The organism is Acetobacter lambici (assembly GCF_011516885.1).
In the GTDB taxonomy this organism is placed as follows: Bacteria; Pseudomonadota; Alphaproteobacteria; order Acetobacterales; family Acetobacteraceae; genus Acetobacter; species Acetobacter lambici.
In genome coordinates this window covers 21688-38984 of the sequence record NZ_WOTD01000005.1, presented here as the reverse complement: position 1 = coordinate 38984, position 17297 = coordinate 21688, and the positions used below count along the sequence as shown (strand labels likewise).

Here is a 17297-nt window from a genome sequence, read left to right as displayed (position 1 = left end):
GCTTACAGTGCCCGGTCGCCAATATCGGTCCGCCATACCGCACCGTCCCACGTAATGGCGTTGACACCGGCATAAGCGCGTTTTTGCGCGTCCTGCACCGTGTCCGCCAGTGCGCAAACGGCCAGCACGCGCCCGCCGGAGACCACCAGTTCGCCCGCCATGTTCTGCGTGGTGCCAGCCTGAAAAACCCGCACACCTTCCAGCGCATTGGCATTGTCCAGACCGTGAATGACTGCGCCTTTTTCCGGTGTGCCGGGGTAGCCGCGTGCCGCCATGACCACACAGACCGAGGCCTGATTGGAAAACGTAATGGGGGCCACGTCCAGCCGGTCTTCGGCCAGAGCCTGGAGTGCGGGCAGCAGGTCCGATGTCAGGCGGGGTAGCAGGGCCTCGGCTTCGGGGTCACCAAAGCGGACATTGTATTCGATCAGGGATGGCCCCTGTTCGGTCAGCATCAACCCTGCGAAGATAACGCCACGGAACGGTGTGCCCCGGCGCACCATTTCGCGCAGCATGGGGCGCACCAGCAGGTCAAGGGCAGCTTCCTGCTCCGCCCGGCCAAACCCTTTGGGGGGCGATACAGCGCCCATACCGCCGGTGTTGGGGCCTGTATCCCCATTTCCAATGCGTTTGTGGTCCTGTGCCGCGCCAATCAGGCAGGCTGTCTCCCCCGCGCAGAAGGCAAAAAGCGAGACTTCTTCCCCCACAAGGCAATCCTCGATCACCACGCTGCGGCCTGCATCGCCCAGTGCGCCGCCGGTCATCATGTCTGTAATAGCGGCTTCGGCTTCGGCTACGGTTGTTGCCACAACAACGCCTTTGCCAGCGGCAAGCCCATCGGCCTTGACCACAATAGGCGCCCCCTTGAGGCGCACATAGGCAATGGCGGAGGCAGCATCGGTAAAGCGCTCCCATGCGGCGGTGGGAATGCCCGCTGCATCGCACACTTCCTTGGTAAAGCTTTTGCTGCCTTCCAACTGGGCGGCGGCCTGCGTGGGGCCTGCACAGGGCAGACCCACCAGCGCGCATGCATCGGCCAGCCCCGCAACCAGAGGGGCCTCGGGGCCGGGTACCACCAGATCAATTTCGTGCTCGCGGGCAAAGGTGACAAGGGCTGCCACGTCATGCGCGCCAATGGGTACGTTCACCCCGCAACGGGCCGTGCCGGGGTTGCCGGGGGCAATGAACAGCGCGGAAAGTGCCGGGGATTTGACCAGTGTTTCGGCCATGGCATGTTCACGGCCGCCTGAGCCTACCAGAAGTACGCGCAATTCTTTTCTCCTGCTGTTCATGTCTGCTCTTTCAGGGCGAGCGTCTGTAGCATAGGTTATGCGGATGCACGAAGAGTTTGGAGCCGTCACCCCTTCTGGCGGCAATGTCCCTGAATATACGGTTTCGGAAATTTCCGGCGCAATCCGGCGTACGCTGGAGGGCTCGTTCAGCCGCGTGCGGGTGCGGGGCGAAATTACGGAATTCAAACGTTACCCCTCCGGGCACATCTATTTTTCGCTCAAGGATGAACAGGGCAAGATTTCCGGCGTGGTCTGGCGTGGCAGTGTAAGCCGCCTCGGGCTGGTGCCTGAAAACGGGCTGGAAATTATTGCAACCGGCAAGGTCTCCGCCTATGGCGAGCGCTCAAGCTATCAGCTTATTGTGGAGCGCATGGAATATGCGGGTGAGGGCGCGCTCCTTGCCCGTATTGAGCGCCTGCGGATCAAACTGGGGGAGGAGGGGCTGTTCGACCCCGCCCGCAAACGCCCCATTCCCTTACTGCCCCGCGTGATCGGGGTTGTGACCTCCCCGCAGGGGGCGGTGCTGCATGATATCTGCACAACCCTCAGGCGGCGTTTCCCCCGGCCTGTGGTGGTATGGCCCGTGCCGGTGCAGGGCGAAGGTGCTGCCGCCCAGATTGTTGCCGCCATTAACGGCTTTTCCGCGCTGGATGGCATGGGCGTGGTGCCCCGCCCCGACGTGGTTATTGTAGCGCGTGGTGGTGGCTCGCTCGAAGACCTTATGGCCTTTAATGATGAAGCCGTGGTCCGGGCGGCGGCGGCGTGTTCCATCCCCCTGATCTCGGCCGTTGGGCATGAGACCGATACAACCCTGATCGACTTTGCATCCGACCGCAGAGCGCCGACCCCCACAGCCGCGGCGGAAATGGCCGTGCCCGTACGGAGCGAACTGCTGGCCGAACTCGAACACCGCGCAGCACGCGCCACAGGCGCGCTGGCCCGGCAGATGCAAACAGCCCGGCTCAGGCTGGACAGGGCCGCCGCCGCCCTGCCTGACCTGCCCGCTCTTGTGCAGACCGCGCGCATGCAGCTTGATGATCGTGGCCGCAGGCTGGATGTGGCTTTGCCCGCCCTTGTCCGCCGCCGCAAGGCGGATCTGGTGGCGGTGGAGCGGCATATGCCTGCGGTGGAAACGCTGCTGTCTGGTCGCAGAACACGGCTTGCCGTGCTGGGTGGTGCTTTTGTGGGTGGCATGCAGCACACGCTGCAACGCCAGGAAGTGCGGCTGGGCCGTTGCCGTGTATCCCCCGCCCCCCTTCAGGCGCTTTTGCGCGAGCGGCGGATTGCGCTGGGTGGTGCTGCGGGGCAACTGGAGGCCGTATCGCCCCAGGCGGTGCTGGCACGGGGCTATGCGCTGGTTACGGCGGAGGGGCACCCTGTTACAAAGGTAACGCAGCTCAAGAGCGGGCAGCAGGTTGATCTGACCTTTGGCGATGGCTCCTGCCGCGCCGTTATAGGGGGCCGTCCAATGCAAGGGCTGCTGGACCTGTAAGCCCGGCTTGGGTACAGGCTGGCATGCGGGTATGCTGGCCCTTACAACCGTGTGGGCGACACGCCACCGCGTGCTGAAAGACTGAAGCGCATGTCCATTCCTGTTCGTATTCCGGTTTTGGGTTCGGCCCTCATGCTTGGGCTGCTGGCCGGGTGCGCCAGCCAGCCCACCCGTATTCCCCCCCAGAGCTTTGCGCCGGGGCTGAGTGCGGAAGCCCCTCCCCCCGCCAACGAGAGCCAGTTGGTGAACGATCCCTCGGCTCCCGCCAATACGCCCCTGTGCGGCACTGCCGCGCGGGAGGCCATGGCCATGGCCGTGCAGAATTACCCTCAGCCGCTTGCCGTTGGGGGCAGTTGTGTGCGCAGCGCGTGCTATAATACCCAGACCGGCACCTATATTGCGGCAGATGGCACGCAGCGCGTCTGCCGCTAGGGCAGCCGGGGCGCTTTGTACAACAAATGCCGCCAACAAACCCTTTTCGGGGCGGCAATTTGCTGGTAGGGGAAAAAGCAGTTCGCGAGAGTGACGGAACTGGTAGACGTAGTCGACTCAAAATCGACCGCCCTTACGGGCTTAGGGGTTCGAGTCCCCTCTCTCGCACCAGACTTGTCCCTTCCTCTTCTCGGCCAAGGTTATGAACGCCCTTTCCCCTTCCGCTTCGTCCCGTCCGGCCATCCGTCCGCTCAATCCCTGTTTTTCATCCGGTCCGTGCGCCAAGCGCCCGGGGTGGAGCCTTGCAGCACTCGATAACGCGCTGGTTGGCCGCTCCCACCGCTCGCCAGAAGGGCGCGCGCGGCTGAACGAGGTTATTGTGCGTTCGCGCAAAATTCTGGGTGTGCCCGAAGGCTGGCGTGTTGGCATTGTTCCCGCGTCAGACACGGGTGCGGTGGAAATGGCCCTGTGGTCCCTGCTGGGGGCCCGTCCGGTAGACGTTCTGGCGTTTGAGAGTTTTTCGGCCCTGTGGGCGCAGGATATTGTAACCCAGCTCAAGCTGGACAACACCCGCGTGCTCAAAGCCGATTATGGCCAGTTGCCTGACCTGTCGGAGGTCAACTGGGCGCATGACGTGGTGCTGGCGTGGAATGGCACCACCTCTGGCGTACGCCTGCCATCGGCCAACGCCATTCCCGCCGAGCATGAGGGACTGGTGATCTGCGATGCAACATCGGCGGCCTTTGCCATGGACCTGCCATGGGATCGGCTGGATGTGGTGACATGGTCGTGGCAGAAAGCCCTTGGGGGCGAGGCCGCACATGGCATGATCGCGCTCTCCCCCCGTGCGGTGGAGCGGCTGCAAACCTACAAATCACCCCGCCCGCTGCCCAAAATCTTCCGCATGACCGCCAAGGATGCGCTGATCGAGGGTATTTTTAAGGGCGATACCATCAATACCCCCTCCATGCTGTGCGTGGAAGATGCGCTGGACAGCCTGCGCTGGGCGGAGTCCGTTGGTGGGCTGGAAGGTCTCAAGGCCCGCTCACAGGCCAATCTGGCAGCCGTTGCCGCGTGGGTGCAAAAAACCGAGTGGGTGTCCTTTCTGGCCGAAAAAGAGGAAGAACGCTCCTCCACCGCCATCTGCCTGCGCATTGTTGCGCCGTGGTTCCTTGCTCTGGAGCGCGACAGGCAGACGGCAACCGTAAAAACAATGCTGTCCGTTCTGGATAAAGAAGGCATTGGTTTTGACCTTGCCAGCTACCGTGATGCGCCTGTGGGCCTGCGGATATGGGGCGGGGCAACGGTAGAAACAGCGGATATTGCCGCACTGCTACCGTGGCTGGACTGGGCGTTTGCACTGGTTGTGCCTGCGTAAGTCTGCCTTTGGGAGGCAAAAAGCCCGACCATTGTTTAAAAAAGGCTGTGTGCGGGGCACACGGCCTTTTTTAATGCTTTAGTGGCCGACGCGCAGTCTGGAAAAAGTATGATCCATGAAGAGGGTATTCCAACATAACTGTGGCATACCCCCTATAAAAAGGGCGGAAGGATAACTCCTTCCGCCCTTTTCAGTTAACGCCGTTCAATGTTGCATTAGAACGGTGCGTCAATGTCCACAATGTCAATCAGCTTGGCATTGACGAACTCTTTCAGGCCAAGGCCCAGCAGTTCGCGGCCAAAGCCCGAGCGCTTGACGCCACCAAACGGCAGGTCGGCCTTAACCATGGTCGGATGGTTGATGTAGACCATGCCGGTATCAATCCGCCGTGCCAGTTCAGCCCCGCGTTCTTCGTCTTTGGTGAAGATGGAGCCACCCAGGCCGTAGGGGGAGTCGTTGGCAATTTCAATGGCGTGGTCAGCATCTTTCGCACGGAAGAGCATGGTCACGGGGCCAAAGAATTCTGTACGACGGGCCGGATTGCTTTCTTCCAGATCGGTCAGAATAACCGGACGGAAGAAGCAGCCTTTGTTGGGCATTTCCAGCGGAATTTCTTCAACCGTAGCGCCCTGTGCCTTTGCGTCGGCAACCTGCTGCTTCAGACCCTCCACAGCCCCGCGCGAGGACAGGGGCGGCAGTGTGGTGGCGGGGTCCATCGGGTCGCCCATGCGAAGGGCTGCAATACCCTTGCGGTACAGATCGACAAACTTGTCGTAAACGCCGTCTTCCACAATCATGCGCTTGGCGTTAACGCAAACCTGCCCACCGTTCCAGTGGCGGCCAAAAACGGCCCACTTGGCGGCTTTTTCCACATCGGCATCGTTCAGCACGATCAGGGCGTCGGAACCACCGAGTTCCATGGTGCATTTTTTGAGCGCAAGACCGGCTTCGGAAGCAACCTTGGCGCCAGCCCCTTCGGAGCCGGTCAGGGCCACGCCACGTACGCGGATGTCGGCAATAATTTTGGCCAGCTGGTCACGCGTGGGGTACAGGTTCTGGAACCCGCCTTCAAGCAGACCGGCATCATGCATCAGCTTTTCCATGGCTGCGGCACACTGCGGCACGTTGGATGCGTGCTTGAGAATGACCACGTTACCAGCGGAGAGCTGCGGCGCAATAATGCGGGCGACCTGATAGAATGGGAAGTTCCACGGTTCAATCGCCAGCAGAATGCCCTGCGCTTCGAACACGATCTTGGCGCGACCTTCCTTGACGGAGGCAAGTGGCAGCACTTCGGGGGCCAGCAGGCGTTCGGCGTTGACCGCGTAATATTCAAAAATCGCAGCGGACAGCTCGGTTTCCGCCTTGGCTTCGGCGTAAAGCTTGCCCATTTCCAGCGTCAGCAGCTTGGAGTATTCGTCCACGTTGGCGCGCAGCAGATCGGCCGCTTTTTGCAAAACGCGAGCACGTTCAGCAAAAGATGTGTTTTTCCATTTTTTGAAGGCAGCATGGCCCTTGTCCAGCGCTGCATCCACTTCGGCATCAGTCGGGCTTGGAAAAACCTTGACCTGTTCTTCGGTAAAAGGGTTTGTCGTTGCGTAAGCCATGGAAAAAATCCTTTTGTTCGTCAATATTGAGGACGGTTAGTTTCTGAAATCCAGAACAACACGCCCCTCAACACGACCATGCTCGAGATCATCAAATATCTGATTGATGTTTTCAAGCCGATCAGTCTTGGTAACCGAGGTCACTTTTCCTTCAGCAAAGAAGGAGAGTGCCTCAATCATGTCCAGCCGTGTGCCCACAATGGAGCCTCGGATGGTAATGGCGTTCATGACCATATCAAAAATGGAAATGGGGAAGTCGCCGGGCGGCAGGCCATTGAGAACCAGTGTGCCACCAGCACGCACATACCCCATGGCCTGAGAAAAGGCCTTGGTGGAAACAGCCGTGATCAACCCCCCATGAGCGCCACCGACTTCCTTCTGGATAAAGGCCGCCGGGTCCGTTGTCTTGGCGTTAACGGTGTGTGCGGCGCCAAGTTTCCGTGCGGTTTCAAGTTTGGCGTCGTCAATATCAACCGCGATCATGTTCAGGCCCATGGCAACGCCATACTGGATGGCCATCTGCCCCAACCCGCCAGCGCCGGATACGGCAACCCAGTCGCCCGCCCGCGTGTCGGTCATTTTCAGACCCTTGTAGACGGTCAGCCCCGCGCACAGAACCGGTGCGATTTTAATGGGGTCTGCCCCTGCGGGAATATGGGCGACATACCCCGGGTCCGCCACCACGTATTCCGCAAAGCAGCCATTAACGGAGTAGCCGGTCTCTTCCTGCTTCTGGCAAAGGGTTTCCCAACCTGCATAGCAGTGCTCGCAATGACCGCAGGCGGAATACAGGAACGGCACGCCAACCACGTCCCCTTCCTTGATCCAGTCAACATTGCTGCCAACTTCCACCACGGTGCCCACGCCCTCGTGCCCGGGAATAAAGGGGAGGGTGGGTTTTTTGGGCCAGTCACCGCTGGCTGCGTGCAGGTCTGTGTGGCAGACGCCGCAGGCGATCATTTTGACCAGAATCTGGTTGGGGTTGATGGAGGGAATGTCCAGTTCTTCAAGCGTGAGCGGCTTGCTAAATTCATGGACAACAGCGGCTTTCATCTTGCCTGACATAATCTACGCCTTTTGTTGCAAACAAAAAAAACGGGAGGGACCGTCTGGTTCCCTCCCGCTTGCCCTCAGGCTGTGCCGAGCGCTTTAACAGCTTCGACCATTTTGGAGAGCACGGCCTGTGCATCCCCAAAGACCATGGTGCAGTTCTTCTGGAAGAAGAGCGGGTTCTGCACCCCGGAGTAACCCGTGCCGGACCCACGTTTGATGACAAACACCTGACGGGATTTGTATGCGTTCAGGATAGGCATGCCATAAATGGGGGAGGACTTGTCGGTCAGGGCTTCGGGGTTGACCACGTCGTTCGCACCAATAATCAGGGCAACGTCGGTGGTGGCAAAGCTGTCGTTAATATCGTCCATATCGTAAATCATGTCGTATGGAACGCCAGCTTCGGCCAGCAGCACATTCATGTGCCCCGGCATGCGGCCTGCCACGGGGTGGATGGCAAATTTGACGTCCACACCATCGGCCACAAGCATTTTAACAAATTCGTACAGTTTCTGCTGCGCCTGCGCCACGGCCAGACCATAGCCAGGCACAATAATCACGCTAGAAGCATAACGCATGGAGGTGGCGGCGTCCGACGGATCGGCGGACTTCATTTCCCCTTCGGGGCCTTTGGCGGTGCTGGCCGTGTCCCCAAAGTTGCTGAACAGCACGTTGGTGAGCGAGCGGTTCATGGCCTTGGCCATCAATGCGGTCAGCAGGGTGCCTGCGGAGCCGACGACCATACCTGCGATCATCAGCGCGGGGTTGCCCATCACGTAGCCTTCAAGGCCCACGGCAAGGCCGGTAAAGGCGTTGTAGAGCGAGATCACCACCGGCATGTCCGCCCCGCCAATAGGCAGGGTCATGCAGATGCCGAACAGCAGAGCCGCACCAAAGAACAGAATGCCCGGCAGCACGCCCTCGGGGGTGCCATACTGCATGACCGTGCGCGCACCCAATGCGAGTGCGATCAGGAACAGGGCTGCGTTGAAGATCCGCTGGCCACCAAAGCGCACGGGCTTTCTCATCCGCCCATCAAGCTTGGCCCATGCAATGATCGACCCGGTAAAGGAGATACAGCCAATAAGCGCGCCAACAATGGTCACACTCAGGTGCAGGCCGGACGTGGCATGGTCGGACAGAAGGCTGACCGCAGCAAGGGATGCGGCCGAACCACCCCCCATGCCGTTAAAGATGGCGACCATCTGCGGCATGGCGGTCATCTGCACCGTGCGGCCGCGCCAGCCGGTCCACAGGCAGCCCAGCAGCAGGGCCACAACGGCCAGTGCTACATTGACCATAAGGTGCGGGCGGGCGTCGGGGCTGACATTGAACAGGTTGAGGAACGTGGCCCCAACCACAAACACCATGCCATAGCCTGCGGTAACAATGCCCGATACGGCGGTTACGGGGGAGGACATGGCCTTCAGCCCGTAAATGAACAGTCCTGCGGCGATCAGTCCGCTCAGACCAACAATGTATTCGATAAACATGTTACTGCTGGCCTTTTTTCTCTGGTGTCTGTTTCTGGCTCGGGCGGAACATGGCCAGCATGCGGTCGGTTACGACGTAGCCGCCCATAACGTTACCTGCTCCCAGAAAAACGCCGACAAATCCAATAATCTGCCCGGTCAGTGTGGTGGCGTTGAACAGTGCGTCCAGCGCGCCAACCACCACAATGCCGTGAATAAAGTTGGAGCCCGACATAAGGGGCGTATGCAAAATGGAGGGCACCCGGCTAATCACCACGTAGCCGGTAAACGCGGCCAGCATGAAGATGTAGAGGGCGATAATGAAGGTCATGGATGTTACGGAATCCATCATGCTTTCTCCGCTGGTGTGCCTTCGATGACCATTTGGATGGCGGCATTGGTGATCTTGCCATCGTGGGTCAGGGTGGTGCCGGTTATGACTTCGTCCGTGAAATCGGGCTTGAGCACACCATCATGCAGAACCTGCTCTAGCAGGTTGTAAATGTTTTTGGCGTACAGCTCGCTCGCCTGCGCGGCCAGGCTGGAGGGCAGGTTGGTCGGGCCAACCATGACCACGGGACCAACCTTAATGGTTTCACCCGCCTTGGTGCCCTCACAGTTGCCACCGTTGGGCGCACCCATGTCCACCACAACGGAGCCTTCCTTCATGCCTGCCAGCTGTTCGGCGTCAATCAGGCGTGGGGCCTTGCGACCGGGGACCGCGGCGGTGGTAATGATCAGGTCAGCCTGTGCGATATGCTGCGACAGGGCCGCGCGCACCTTGGCTTTTTCGTCCGCTGTCAGTTCGCGGGCGTAGCCACCTGCGCCACGGGCATCAATGCCCGTATCCACAAATTTGGCGCCTACGGATTCCGCTTCTTCCTTGGTTTCGGGGCGTACGTCGTAGCCTTCGCACACAGCGCCAAGGCGGTGTGCTGTGGCCAGTGCCTGCAAGCCAGCAACACCCAGCCCCATGACCAGCACGCGGGCCGCACGGAGCGAGCCCACGGCGGTGGTCATCATGGGCAGGATTTTCTGCATATGCACACTGCCCAGCAGGGGGGCGTAGTACCCGGCAAGGGCCGCCTGACTGGACAGGGCGTCCATGGCCTGTGCACGGCTGATGCGGGGGATAAGCTCCATGGCAAAAGTGGTGATCTTGCCATCCCGCAACGCCTTGACCAGATCAGGCTGTGTCTGGGCGTAAATGAAGGAGACCAGCAGGGTGCCGGGCTTCATTTTCTTGACGGTCTCGACCGATGGGGGCTGGACGGCCAGCACAATATCCGCATCGGCAACCAGTTTCCCAATGTCGGGCTCCTGCGTTACCTCCGCCTTTGTGTAGGCGTCGTCGGTGTAGGTTGCAGCACTTCCCGCTCCCTGCTCCAGAACAAGATTTGCCCCAAGCTTGGCTATGCGCTGTGCTACCGCGGGAATCATGGCGACCCGGCGTTCGTCGGGCAGCGTTTCCTTCAGGATGGCAATTTTAACGGTCACGTTCTTTTCCCAATGCATTCTGTATGGGGTGAGGAGGGACCGGGATGGCAGGGTAGAAAAACGGTCTTCCTCCACAACTTCTTCTGGTTGATATGACAATCATATCTGAAAAAGGTTGCATTGATATGCGTCAAAGAAACCTTTCCTACGGGATATAAAATTATTTTTTTCATTATTGCACTTTATAAATAAGTTTCAGGCGTCATTTCTCCTAATGCGCGGGTGTTCAGGTGTGCGTGTGCTCCTGTCACCCACCCCGGAACGCCGCCTGCCTTGGGGGGCGGGAAAGCTTGAGGCCGGGCAATTCCATTTGCAGGCGGAATGGTCTAGGGTTCGCGCCATCGAGCGCCCCCCGCGCGGGGGAGCGTTTTTGCTGATTTCAACGTGCTCTGAATCAAAGGTGGATTATGGGTTATCGGGTTGCTGTTGTAGGCGCGACAGGTGCTGTAGGACGGGAAATCCTCAAGACACTGGCCGAACGGGAGTTCCCGGTGGATGATATTGTCGCACTGGCCTCCCCCCGCTCTGCGGGACGTGAAGTTTCCTTCGGGGATCGCGTTCTGAAAGTGCAGAACCTCGAGACCTTTGATTTCAAGGGTTGGGACGTGGGGCTGTTTTCCCCCGGCGGGTCGGTGTCTGCCAAGTATGCGCCCATTGCGGCCAAGGCTGGCTGTGTTGTGATCGACAACACATCGCACTTCCGCATGGAGCCCGATGTGCCGCTGGTGGTGCCCGAGGTAAACCCCCTCGCCCTCAAGGACATGAAGCGCAACATTATTGCCAACCCGAACTGCTCGACCATTCAGATGGTGGTGGCGCTCAAGCCGTTGCACGATCTGTTTACCCTCAAGCGGGTTGTGGTCTCCACGTATCAGGCCGTGTCCGGTGCGGGTAAGGATGGCATGGACGAGTTGTTCTCCCAGACCCGTGGCAGCTTTGTGAATGATCCGCCAAAGATCGAACAGTTCCAAAAGCAGATCGCCTTCAACTGCATTCCCCAGATCGACCGGTTCATGGATGACGGTGCGACCAAGGAAGAATGGAAGATGCGAGTCGAGACCAAGAAAATCCTCGATCCGGACGTGGAGGTTCTGGCCACCTGCGTGCGTGTGCCGGTGTTTGTCGGTCATTCCGAAGCGGTTATTGCCGAGTTTGTGGAGCCGGTTGACCTTGAGCGCGCGCGTGAGGCCCTGCGGGAGTCCGAGGGCGTTGTTCTGCTCGACCAGCGTGAGGATGGCGGGTACGTGACCCCGCTTGAATGCGTTGGAGAGGATGCAACCTACGTGTCACGCCTTCGTGTCGATCCGACCGTTCCCCATGGTCTGGCCTTCTGGTGTGTTGCCGATAATCTGCGGAAAGGTGCGGCTCTGAACGCGGTTCAGATTGCTGAAACCATGATTGCGCTCGACCTGCTACCCAGACACGGCTGAGTGAGAATCCTCCCCCTCTCGGTCTCGTGTTGATCCGTTGAATTGACCGGGCCGAGGCACGGGGCGTAGGACAAAAACGATGCAAAACGCTGGATGCAACCAGCACTCAGGGATAGACACGGGGTACGAGGCTGACAATGCAGGATATCCGTAAGGCCCTCTATGTAGGGAGCCGAAGTGACGGCACACTGATCGAGCGGCCCATGTCGCCGCATTTGCAGGTGTACCGTTACCGGCTTTCCATGGTTCTTTCCATTTCGAATCGAATCACGGGAGTGATCGCCACGGCCGGTGCCGCACTGGGCGTTTTCTGGCTGGGTGCTGCGGCCAAGGGGCCAAAGTCTTTTGCCACGGCACGTAAGGTAACGGGCAACCCGCTGGGCAAGCTTGTGCTGGTGGGGTGGCTGGCTTCGGTCGTTTACCACACGGTCGGTGGCATCCGGCATCTCATCTGGGATGCGGGTTACCGGTACGACAAGGAAGAGCTGAACAAGGATGGCCCAGTGGCGGTGGGTGTTACAGCCGGTGTGAGCACCGTGCTGGCCGTCGCCCTGCTAGCTGTGGCGGGTTGCCGCAGAAGCAAACGTGCCAAAGCCGGGAAGGTGTCCTGACATGAATGCTTCTGTTCCACATATTGAAGTCATGCGCTCCCAGCTTGGGCGTGCACGCGGTCTGGGTGCTGGGCACTCGGGCGTTGGTCACTGGTGGGCCGAGCGCGTTTCCGCCGCCAGTCTGCTGCCGCTTTCCACATGGTTTGTGGTGCAGATGTTTCGCCTTGGCGGGGCGGACCATGCCGAGGTGGTCAAATGGGGCGGCAAGCCCGTTAACGCCACCATGCTGGCCGCACTGATCATTACCACGTTCTACCATGCGCAGGTTGGTCTGCAGGTGATCGTGGACGATTACGTGCACGGCAAGGCGCACCTGCCCACCCGCCTGCTGATCAAGATTGGCACGTCTCTTATGGGGCTGCTTGGCGTGTTCGCCGTGATCAAGCTGGTGGCGCGGAGCAGCACCGGCAAGTAAGCCGGGCATCTGCCCAAGTATAAAAGAGCCTTGTGCCGCCGACGGAACAGGTCGGATACGCGGCGGCATGAACCTGAACGACTGACAGGCCGAACGCATATGGGAGCGCCGTCACGATGAATGCCAATTCCTCTCCTTCTCGGGGAGCTTACCGGATTGTTGATCACGCATACGATGTTGTGGTCGTGGGTGCAGGTGGTTCGGGCCTGCGTGCAACGCTGGGCATGGGGGCCGCAGGCCTGAGCACCGCGTGCATTACCAAGGTTTTTCCCACCCGTAGCCACACCGTGGCAGCACAGGGTGGTATTGGTGCCTCCCTTGGCAACATGGCCGAGGATAACTGGCGCTGGCATATGTACGACACCGTAAAGGGGTCTGACTGGCTGGGCGATCAGGACGCCATTGAGTTCATGGTGCGTGAAGCCGTGCCCGCCGTGCAGGAACTGGAACATTTTGGTGTTCCTTTCTCCCGCACGGAAGAAGGTAAAATTTACCAGCGCCCCTTTGGTGGCCATATGAGCGACTTCGGCAAAGCACCGGTGCCCCGTGCATGTGCTGCCGCCGACCGCACGGGCCATGCCATTCTGCATACGCTGTACCAGCAGTGTCTTAAGCATAATGTTGAGTTCTTTGTCGAATACTTCGCCATTGACCTGATCATGGATGACGAGGGCGCATGTCGTGGCGTTATGGCCTGGTGCCAGGATGACGGCACAATCCATCGCTTCAATGCCAAAACGGTGGTGCTGGCCACGGGCGGTTATGGCCGTGCCTACCAGTCCTGCACATCCGCCCATACCTGTACGGGTGATGGTAACGGCATGGTCATGCGTGCTGGCCTGCCTACGCAGGATATGGAATTTGTTCAGTTCCATCCCACGGGCATTTACCCTGCGGGCTGCCTGCTGACCGAAGGGTGCCGTGGTGAAGGTGGTTACCTGACCAACTCCGAGGGTGAACGCTTTATGGAGCGTTATGCTCCTACGGCCAAGGATCTGGCCTCGCGCGATGTGGTGTCCCGCGCCATGACGATCGAGATCAAGGAAGGCCGTGGCTGTGGTCCCAAAAAAGACCATATCATGATGCATCTGGAACATCTGGGTTCCGAACTGCTGCATGAACGCCTGCCGGGTATTCTGGAAACATCGCGTATTTTTGCCGGTGTGGACGTAACCAAGGAACCCGTGCCTGTTCTGCCAACCGTGCATTACAATATGGGTGGCATTCCCACCAATATTCATGGCGAGGTTGTGCGCCCCAGTGCCGAAAACCCCGATGCGGTGGTGCCGGGCCTGATGGCTGTGGGTGAGGCCGCCTGTGTGTCCGTGCATGGTGCGAACCGCCTTGGCACCAACTCCCTGCTCGATCTGATCGTGTTTGGTCGTGCGGCAGCCCGCCGTGCGGCGGAAGTGGTCAAGCCGACGGACTTTGTGCGCCCACTACCCGCAGGTGCGGGGGAAGCCGCACTCGATCGTCTGGACAAGCTGCGTTACGCCAAGGGGGGAACCAAGGTTTCCGCCATGCGTGACCGCCTCCAGCGCGATATGCAGACCCACGCCGCCGTGTTCCGTACGCAAGAAAGCCTACAGGAAGGCGTGAACAAGATTCGCGAAATCTGGAGTGGTCTGGGCGACATCTCCGTTTCTGACAGCTCACTGATCTGGAACAGTGACCTGATGGAAGCGCTGGAGTTTGAAAACCTGCTGGCCAATGCAACCGCCACGCTTGAAAGTGGCCTAGCCCGGCATGAAAGCCGTGGCGCGCATGCCCGCGATGATTACCCCGATCGTGATGACAAGGAATGGCTCAAACATTCCGTTTCGTGGCTGGATGACAAGGGCGGCGTCAAGCTGACCTATCGTCCCGTGCATATGAAAACCCTGACCGACGATGTCGAGGTTTTCCCACCCAAAAAGCGCGTTTACTGATCCGCAGGGCAAAGGGAGGCGAACATGGTCGAACTCAGACTGCCGCGTAACAGCACCGTAGGGAAAGGCAAAACCTTTCCCGCTCCGGCCGGCGCAAAAAATGTTAAAACCTTTCAGGTGTACCGCTGGTCCCCTGACGATGGTAAAAACCCGGTCATAGACTCATACGTTCTTGATCTGGATGCCATTGGGCCAATGGTGCTTGATGCCATCATCCACATCAAGAACGACGTTGACCCTACACTGACATTCCGGCGCTCCTGCCGCGAAGGGATCTGTGGGTCCTGCGCCATGAACATTGATGGCGAAAACACGTTGGCATGCCTTAAGCCAATCAAAAGCATACAGGGCGATGTAAAGATTTATCCGCTGCCCCATATGCCGATTGTCAAGGATCTGGTGTCCAATCTGGATGGTGCTTACGCGCAGCTCCGCTCCATCCAGCCATGGATGCAGTCGGACAGCGCTCCCCCACCTGATGGCGAACGCCGCCAGAGTGTGGAAGAACGCGCCAAGCTGGACGGGATGTGGGAGTGCATTCTGTGCTTCTGCTGCACCACGTCCTGCCCGTCCTACTGGTGGAATGGTGACAAGTATCTCGGTCCGGCCGTGCTGCTTGCCGCATACCGCTGGATTGCGGACAGCCGTGACGAACATACCGGTGAACGTCTGGATACACTGGAAGATACGTTCAAGCTGTATGCGTGCCGCACCATCATGAACTGCACCCAGACCTGCCCCAAGGGGCTGAATCCGGCCAAGGCCATTGGCCGGATCAAGGAACTACAGATCGAACGCAAGATCTGAGCTTACAGGCTCAGTCTGGTAAGAACTGGGGAAACCCCGGCAGGAATATCCTCCTGCCGGGGTTTTTTCTATTCTGGGGAACGCTCTGCCGTGGCGGGCAGGTGCCAATATTGACGTATAGGGCCGGAGGTGGAACATGTGGGCCAACCATGCACCTGCATGACACATGAGGGGGTTTTGTGTTTAACGGCCATCTTTCTTCCCTGACCGGCCGTGCCAGAGCATGGACGGACAGCCTGTTTGTAGATCATGCTGTTCTTCGTCTGGTCTGGACCAACTTCCATGCTGTTATTCCGGGCAAGGTGTACCGCTGCAACCACCCGACCCCTGCCCGCCTGCGCCGGGCTGTGCGCAGGCTGGGCTTACGCACATTGGTCAATCTGCGTGGCCATAGGCAGTGCGGTTCGGACGCCCTTTCGCGCAGTGCGGCAGCACGCATTGGCATAACCCATCTGGATATGGCGTTTGAAAGCAGGGGCGCTCCGCACAAGGACCGTATTCTGCGCTTTGCGGACATGTACAGCACGTTGCAGTTCCCCATGCTCATGCATTGCAAGTCTGGTGCGGACCGGGCCGGTCTGGCCTCTGCACTGGTTGTTATGTTCGAAGGCGGGAGTGCGGAGCAGGCATTGCGCGAACTTTCGTGGCGGTTTGGGCATTTTCGTGGGTCGCGCACGGGTATTCTGGATGCGTTTTTCCTGCGGTATCAGGCTCAGGCGGAAGGGCGTATCCCGTTCATGGACTGGTTGCGCACGGAGTATGATGAGGCCGCTCTTAAACAGGATTTTGTGACAGGCCGGATTGCCGCGTTCCTGACCGATCAGGTGCTTAGAAGAGAATAATGTCCCCAAAACAAAAATGGCTGATCGGATAATGCTTAACGGTGCAGTGCTACGGAATGTGCCTGCTCTGGCGGTCTGTGCGGCCATTCTGTTCTGGGCCAGTGCTTATCCACTTGTGCGTATGGCACTGGTTTATGTACCGCCTGTTCCGCTGGCGTCTTTGCGTTACGCTGTGGCGGGGCTGATTGTGCTGGGCTGGTTCTGTATCCGGCGGCCCGTTATTCCCCAATGGCGGGATATGCCCCGTTTTTTGCTCTGTGGTGCCGTTGGCATTGCGCTGTACAATATTCTGTTCAACACGGGCGAGCAGACGGTCTCTGCCGGGGCTACCAGCCTGCTGATTAACTTTGCACCATTCATGTCTGCTTTTGTGGCTGTGGTTTTTCTGGGCGAGACGTTGCCATTCTGGGGGTGGGTTGGCTCGATTATCAGCTTTACCGGCATTGTGCTGATCGGGAGCGGCCAGCCGGGTGGTTTTGCCTTTGGGTCCGGGGCTATGGATGTGCTGGCGGCGGCCTTTTGTTCGGCTCTGTATTTTTTGCTGCAAAGGCCATTGGTGGCACGCTATGGCGCGCTGGCCTCCACTGCATGGATTTTGCTGATTGGTGCTGCCGTGCTGCTCCCTTGGTTGCCAAAGGGCATTATGGCCCTGCATGCACAAGGCCCATGGCCGTGGATACTGGCGTTCCTGCTCGGGCTTTTTCCCGCCGTGCTGGGCTATGCGGCTTGGGCGCATGTGGTGGGGCAGATGGGCGTGGCCCGGTCATCGGGGTTTTTATACCTGCTGGCCCCGACAACCCTGCTGCTCGCTTATGTGATGACAGGTGAAGTCCCGACCCTGAAAACATTGCTCGGTGGGTGTGTGGTCATGTCCGGGGTGGTGCTGATGCAGACTTACGGGCGGCCCCGGCCCATTGTGGTTACGCTGCCCGATGGCCAGAGCTGAGCACTTTGCTCGTGGTTATGGCGTTTGTAATCACCCCATAAAAAAACCGCCGCAAGCCGGAGCTTACGGCGGTCTGGTCGTATAAAACGGTTGTG

Annotated in this window: 16 protein-coding genes and 1 tRNA gene; 11 read left to right on the top strand and 6 right to left on the bottom strand. The window is 59.3% G+C overall.

Features of this window, described 5'->3' with window-relative positions:
• Positions 1–2: 2 nt before the first annotated feature.
• On the bottom strand, positions 3–1292 hold the full coding sequence (gene purD, locus GOB86_RS04305; RefSeq protein ID WP_194301075.1) for a phosphoribosylamine--glycine ligase: 1290 nt from the start codon (positions 1290–1292) through the stop codon (positions 3–5).
• A 43-nt stretch (positions 1293–1335) separates the two neighbouring features.
• Here purD and xseA point away from each other — a divergent pair, with 43 nt between their 5' ends.
• The 4 genes from xseA to GOB86_RS04285 all read left to right on the top strand — a co-directional run bounded on the left by xseA (position 1336) and on the right by GOB86_RS04285 (position 4594).
• The gene (gene xseA, locus GOB86_RS04300; protein WP_165991149.1) at positions 1336–2784 is read left to right on the top strand and encodes an exodeoxyribonuclease VII large subunit; all 1449 of its coding nucleotides are present in this window, start codon (positions 1336–1338) and stop codon (positions 2782–2784) included.
• Positions 2785–2874: 90 nt separating this feature from the next.
• Entirely contained in the window at positions 2875–3216 is a 342-nt protein-coding gene (locus GOB86_RS04295) for a hypothetical protein (RefSeq protein WP_165991148.1), read from the top strand.
• An 84-nt stretch (positions 3217–3300) separates the two neighbouring features.
• Positions 3301–3387: transfer RNA gene (locus GOB86_RS04290), tRNA-Leu, on the top strand.
• Positions 3388–3418: 31 nt separating this feature from the next.
• Positions 3419–4594, top strand: coding sequence for a phosphoserine transaminase (locus GOB86_RS04285; protein WP_165991147.1), 1176 nt, complete (start codon positions 3419–3421; stop codon positions 4592–4594).
• Positions 4595–4809: 215 nt separating this feature from the next.
• Here the strand turns inward: GOB86_RS04285 and GOB86_RS04280 are convergent, their stop codons facing one another.
• The 5 genes from GOB86_RS04280 to GOB86_RS04260 form a co-directional block, all read right to left on the bottom strand.
• Complete coding sequence (locus GOB86_RS04280; protein ID WP_165991146.1) at positions 4810–6201, bottom strand: NAD-dependent succinate-semialdehyde dehydrogenase; 1392 nt, start codon at positions 6199–6201, stop codon at positions 4810–4812.
• Positions 6202–6237: 36 nt separating this feature from the next.
• Complete coding sequence (gene adhP / locus GOB86_RS04275; protein ID WP_165991145.1) at positions 6238–7266, bottom strand: alcohol dehydrogenase AdhP; 1029 nt, start codon at positions 7264–7266, stop codon at positions 6238–6240.
• Positions 7267–7331: 65 nt separating this feature from the next.
• Positions 7332–8747 (bottom strand): NAD(P)(+) transhydrogenase (Re/Si-specific) subunit beta, encoded by a 1416-nt coding sequence (locus tag GOB86_RS04270; protein ID WP_165991144.1) that lies wholly within the window; start codon positions 8745–8747, stop codon positions 7332–7334.
• Position 8748: 1 nt separating this feature from the next.
• Positions 8749–9075, bottom strand: coding sequence for an NAD(P) transhydrogenase subunit alpha (locus tag GOB86_RS04265; RefSeq protein WP_048854975.1), 327 nt, complete (start codon positions 9073–9075; stop codon positions 8749–8751).
• A complete protein-coding gene (locus tag GOB86_RS04260) occupies positions 9075–10223 on the bottom strand; it encodes a Rossmann-fold NAD(P)-binding domain-containing protein (protein ID WP_165991143.1) in 1149 nt (382 codons plus the stop codon). The genes GOB86_RS04265 and GOB86_RS04260 overlap by 1 nt, the downstream gene beginning before the upstream one ends.
• 407 nt (positions 10224–10630) lie before the next feature.
• Between GOB86_RS04260 and GOB86_RS04255 the strand changes: the two genes are divergently transcribed.
• The 7 genes from GOB86_RS04255 (at position 10631) to GOB86_RS04225 (ending at position 17202) form a co-directional block, all read left to right on the top strand.
• Entirely contained in the window at positions 10631–11653 is a 1023-nt protein-coding gene (locus GOB86_RS04255) for an aspartate-semialdehyde dehydrogenase (RefSeq protein WP_165991142.1), read from the top strand.
• A 137-nt stretch (positions 11654–11790) separates the two neighbouring features.
• On the top strand, positions 11791–12264 hold the full coding sequence (gene sdhC / locus GOB86_RS04250) for a succinate dehydrogenase, cytochrome b556 subunit (protein WP_165991141.1): 474 nt from the start codon (positions 11791–11793) through the stop codon (positions 12262–12264).
• 1 nt (position 12265) lies between these two features.
• Positions 12266–12679 carry a succinate dehydrogenase, hydrophobic membrane anchor protein gene (sdhD, locus tag GOB86_RS04245; RefSeq protein ID WP_165991140.1) on the top strand — a complete coding sequence of 138 codons (414 nt, stop codon included), beginning with the start codon at positions 12266–12268 and terminating at the stop codon, positions 12677–12679.
• A gap of 116 nt (positions 12680–12795) precedes the next feature.
• Positions 12796–14607, top strand: a complete 1812-nt coding sequence (sdhA, locus tag GOB86_RS04240) for a succinate dehydrogenase flavoprotein subunit (RefSeq protein WP_165991139.1) — start codon at positions 12796–12798, stop codon at positions 14605–14607.
• A gap of 24 nt (positions 14608–14631) precedes the next feature.
• A complete protein-coding gene (locus GOB86_RS04235) occupies positions 14632–15414 on the top strand; it encodes a succinate dehydrogenase iron-sulfur subunit (RefSeq protein WP_165991138.1) in 783 nt (260 codons plus the stop codon).
• A 179-nt stretch (positions 15415–15593) separates the two neighbouring features.
• Positions 15594–16256, top strand: coding sequence for a tyrosine-protein phosphatase (locus GOB86_RS04230; protein ID WP_165991137.1), 663 nt, complete (start codon positions 15594–15596; stop codon positions 16254–16256).
• A gap of 31 nt (positions 16257–16287) precedes the next feature.
• The gene (locus tag GOB86_RS04225; RefSeq protein WP_165991136.1) at positions 16288–17202 is read left to right on the top strand and encodes a DMT family transporter; all 915 of its coding nucleotides are present in this window, start codon (positions 16288–16290) and stop codon (positions 17200–17202) included.
• Positions 17203–17297: the final 95 nt, after the last annotated feature.

Excerpts from the sequence above, each read along its gene's own strand:
- GOB86_RS04265 (WP_048854975.1), bottom strand. The coding sequence starts at position 9,075 with ATGGATTCCGTAACATCCATGACCTTCATTATCGCCCTCTACATCTTC.
- GOB86_RS04235 (WP_165991138.1), top strand. The coding sequence starts at position 14,632 with ATGGTCGAACTCAGACTGCCGCGTAACAGCACCGTAGGGAAAGGCAAA.
- adhP (WP_165991145.1), bottom strand. The coding sequence starts at position 7,266 with ATGTCAGGCAAGATGAAAGCCGCTGTTGTCCATGAATTTAGCAAGCCG.
- GOB86_RS04255 (WP_165991142.1), top strand. The coding sequence starts at position 10,631 with ATGGGTTATCGGGTTGCTGTTGTAGGCGCGACAGGTGCTGTAGGACGG.
- purD (WP_194301075.1), bottom strand. The coding sequence starts at position 1,292 with ATGAACAGCAGGAGAAAAGAATTGCGCGTACTTCTGGTAGGCTCAGGC.
- GOB86_RS04280 (WP_165991146.1), bottom strand. The coding sequence starts at position 6,201 with ATGGCTTACGCAACGACAAACCCTTTTACCGAAGAACAGGTCAAGGTT.
- xseA (WP_165991149.1), top strand. The coding sequence starts at position 1,336 with ATGCACGAAGAGTTTGGAGCCGTCACCCCTTCTGGCGGCAATGTCCCT.
- sdhC (WP_165991141.1), top strand. The coding sequence starts at position 11,791 with ATGCAGGATATCCGTAAGGCCCTCTATGTAGGGAGCCGAAGTGACGGC.
- GOB86_RS04285 (WP_165991147.1), top strand. The coding sequence starts at position 3,419 with ATGAACGCCCTTTCCCCTTCCGCTTCGTCCCGTCCGGCCATCCGTCCG.
- sdhA (WP_165991139.1), top strand. The coding sequence starts at position 12,796 with ATGAATGCCAATTCCTCTCCTTCTCGGGGAGCTTACCGGATTGTTGAT.
- GOB86_RS04270 (WP_165991144.1), bottom strand. The coding sequence starts at position 8,747 with ATGTTTATCGAATACATTGTTGGTCTGAGCGGACTGATCGCCGCAGGA.
- GOB86_RS04295 (WP_165991148.1), top strand. The coding sequence starts at position 2,875 with ATGTCCATTCCTGTTCGTATTCCGGTTTTGGGTTCGGCCCTCATGCTT.
- sdhD (WP_165991140.1), top strand. The coding sequence starts at position 12,266 with ATGAATGCTTCTGTTCCACATATTGAAGTCATGCGCTCCCAGCTTGGG.
- GOB86_RS04225 (WP_165991136.1), top strand. The coding sequence starts at position 16,288 with ATGCTTAACGGTGCAGTGCTACGGAATGTGCCTGCTCTGGCGGTCTGT.